The following is a 3,137-nucleotide window of genomic DNA, read 5'->3' on the forward strand; positions in this document are numbered from 1 at the left end:
GTGCTGCTGTTGAAGAAGGAATTGTTCCAGGGGGCGGTGTTGCTCTTATTCGTGCGCAAAAAGTTCTTGAAGCTTTACGTGCAAAAGCAACAAATGATGAGCGTTTTGGTATTGATATTATCGCTCGTGCTTCTGAAGAGCCACTTCGTCAAATCGTTGCAAATGGTGGCCAAGAGCCATCCGTTGTTCTTAACAAAGTTCGTGAAAATACATCTGCAAATTTTGGCTTTAATGCAAAAGAAGAGCGTTATGAAGACATGGTTGCATGTGGTATTATCGACCCAACTAAAGTAACTCGTTCTGCATTGCAAAACGCAGCATCTGTTGCTTCGTTGTTACTTACAACAGAGTGTATGATTGCAGAGCGTCCAAAAGACGACAAAGCAGCTCCAATGCCAGCTGGCGGTGGATACCCAGGAATGATGTAATTTCTTTTTAAATTCATTTTAAAAAGTTTTATTTAAAACCCGCAATAAAAATATTTTTATTGCGGGTTTTTTTATATTTGAATAAAATAAATTATTATTTATGTTTTTATCAAATTGTTTTTATGAATTAAAAAATAGAGTAGGTCTTGTATAAGCAATACGATATGTTTTATATTTTATTTTGGGTGCCCCGTTATTTTTATTAAATATTATTATTTTTAAAGAACTAAAAAGGAATTTAAATAATGGTGGTTAAAAACTCAAGAAGAGATTTTTTAAAAAATACTACAATTTTAAGTTCAGGCTTATTTTTTAATTCAAGAATTTCTGCAATTTCAGATAATTATTTAGATATTGCCGTTGTAGGATCTGGAGTTTCTGGTCTCACTTTTTGCTACTTACTTAAAAATCAAAAAATGAATATTCAAATGTTTGAATCTAACAATTCTAGGTTAGGTGGAAGAATTCAAACAATTTTAAATTTTAATTCAGATCACCAACATGTTGAACTAGGTGGAGAACATATTAATAGTGATCAGTTATATACGTTAAAATTATGCAAAGAACTTAATTTAAAATTAATTGAAGATAATATTCATGATAATATTTCTAAAGATATTTATTTTGCACATAATGAAAAAAAATCGAAATTAGAAATATTTCAAGAAGCTAAAAAATTAGGTATTATTAATAAAAAAATATTAGATAAATACACAAATAATAATGAAGTAAACTGGCCTGACTATAAAACAAATCAAGACGCTTGGAAAGAATTTGATAATCTTTCCGCATCTGAATATCTTGAAAAATATGCTAAAGATATTGAACCTTGGTTTATTCATATCCTTAATAAAGCATATAGCGCTCTCATGGGTCCTGATATGAGTGAAATTAGTTCAATTGTTTTTCTCCAAGTATTTCCTACTGACTTTTCAAGTGAAGAAAAATTTACAATATATAGCGGATTAGATGAAAAATATTCTATTGATGGTGGAAATATAAAGCTAATTGAAACTTTAAAAGTGCGTTTGTCAAATAAAATTAAAATTAATATGGGATATGATTTAATAAGAATTTCTGATAAAGTAACGTATTTTTTACTAACATTTATTACTCCATTTGGTACAAAAGAAATTAAAGCAAAAAAAATTGTTATGGCAATTCCGTTAGGTGCATTAAGAAAAGTAGAAGGTTTTGATAAATTAGAATTAAATCCAATAAAATTAAAAAATATAAAAGAACTTGGTTTTGGTTCAAATGGAAAATTAATATTAAATTTTGAAAATCGTTTTTGGGCAAATGAAACTTCTGAACCTAAGCTTTTAAAAAGATTCGCAACCGATGAGCTTGGAGGCTGTTTTTGGGAGCCGACCCAATTTCAAAAAGGAAATATGGGTGCGTTAAATACTTGGTTTGGTGGTAATTTTGGAAAAAAAATAAATAAAAACCTTATTAAAGAAACATTAGAATTTTATAATAAAGTTTGGCCAAATTCAAAAACGTTTTATAATAATAAATTTGTTGAAAAATATTGGATCGAAGATAAATACACACATGGTTCCTATAGTTTCCCTTTAAAAGGCCAAATGACAACGATATATGGAAATTTTAATGAACCAGAACTGAACAATAGATTGTTTTTTATTGGAGAACACACCAGCTATAATAACTATGGTTATATTGAAGGGGCTGTTGAATCTGCAATAAATACTGCTAAGAAATATTTTCTTGTATAAGAGATTTTATTGTGATTCATTATTTTAAAGAAATATTTATTAATCATTAAAATCTTTAATTTTTAAAATATTATCACAAATTTTTTGACATATTTCTTCTATAGGTAAACAACTTAAACTTTTAATAGAAAAAGGGTTTTGTAATTGAATTCCAATTTCATCTAATGATAAAAGTGGATATGCAACTAAAACACAAATAAATGATGTATAAAACTCATTTTTATCACTTAAGCAAAATGGCAATAAAACTAAAAATAAAAGTATAAATCTTCTTATTTTTATTGCTAATACAAATGGTATGGGTGTACTTGAAATTCTTTCACATGCTCCTACTGCATCAAGTAATAAAAATCTTTCGTTCTGTGCTTGATTGTAGCTGTAATTATCTAATCCAAAATCTCTTATTTCTTTAACTAGACTATCTATTTTCAAAGCAAGTAGTGCTGGCTTATGCTCTGATTTAATAATTTTTTCAAAATCTTCTTTTTCTAATAAAGAAGATACTTTGGGATGAATTTCCTGATTTCTTAGATTTGACATTATAACATATGGCCAACAAGAAATATAATTTAAAAGTTTATTTATTTTTTCTTTATTATTACAATAACAAGAAATAATTATTGCTAAATTTCTACTTTGATTTAATATTTGGCCCCAAAGTTTTCTGGCTTCCCACCATCTTTCTAGGCCGGCATTTATTCTTAATACTAGAAGAACACTTAAAGCAAAGCCAGTGTATTGGAAAGGACTTAAGGATAAAGTAGGTAAAGGAAAAAAGTGATTTAATTTAATTACTAAAAAAGAATATATCATAATTAGGAATACCCTATGTAAAACTTTGGGTGTTACAGAGCCTGGTATGATCCCCGAAAAGTGGACTATTAAATTTCATAATTTTCTTCATATTCTAAAGGTGCATGATAATCAAGGGCAGAATGAGCACGAATTCGATTATAAAACACCTCTATATATT

Annotated in this window: 3 protein-coding genes; 2 read left to right on the forward strand and 1 reads right to left on the reverse strand. The window is 28.0% G+C overall.

Features of this window, described 5'->3' with window-relative positions; translation table 11 throughout:
- Positions 1 to 428, forward strand: a 428-nt coding sequence (locus ACIQ56_RS16075) for a TCP-1/cpn60 chaperonin family protein (protein ID WP_397602052.1), incomplete at its 5' end; no start/stop codon positions are given.
- Between the two features lie 245 nt (positions 429 to 673).
- Complete coding sequence (locus ACIQ56_RS16080) at positions 674 to 2,164, forward strand: flavin monoamine oxidase family protein (RefSeq protein ID WP_397602053.1); 1,491 nt, start codon at positions 674 to 676, stop codon at positions 2,162 to 2,164.
- Positions 2,165 to 2,203: 39 nt separating this feature from the next.
- Here ACIQ56_RS16080 and ACIQ56_RS16085 read toward each other — a convergent pair whose 3' ends face one another.
- The gene (locus ACIQ56_RS16085) at positions 2,204 to 3,046 is read right to left on the reverse strand and encodes a bestrophin family protein (RefSeq protein WP_397602054.1); all 843 of its coding nucleotides are present in this window, start codon (positions 3,044 to 3,046) and stop codon (positions 2,204 to 2,206) included.
- Positions 3,047 to 3,137 lie beyond the last annotated feature (91 nt).

The organism is Silvanigrella sp., from assembly GCF_044369315.1.
Taxonomy (GTDB): Bacteria; Bdellovibrionota_B; Oligoflexia; order Silvanigrellales; family Silvanigrellaceae; genus Silvanigrella.

Bases quoted from the DNA above. Each gene is read 5' to 3' on its own strand.
- ACIQ56_RS16080 (WP_397602053.1), top strand. From the start codon at position 674: ATGGTGGTTAAAAACTCAAGAAGAGATTTTTTAAAAAATACTACAATT.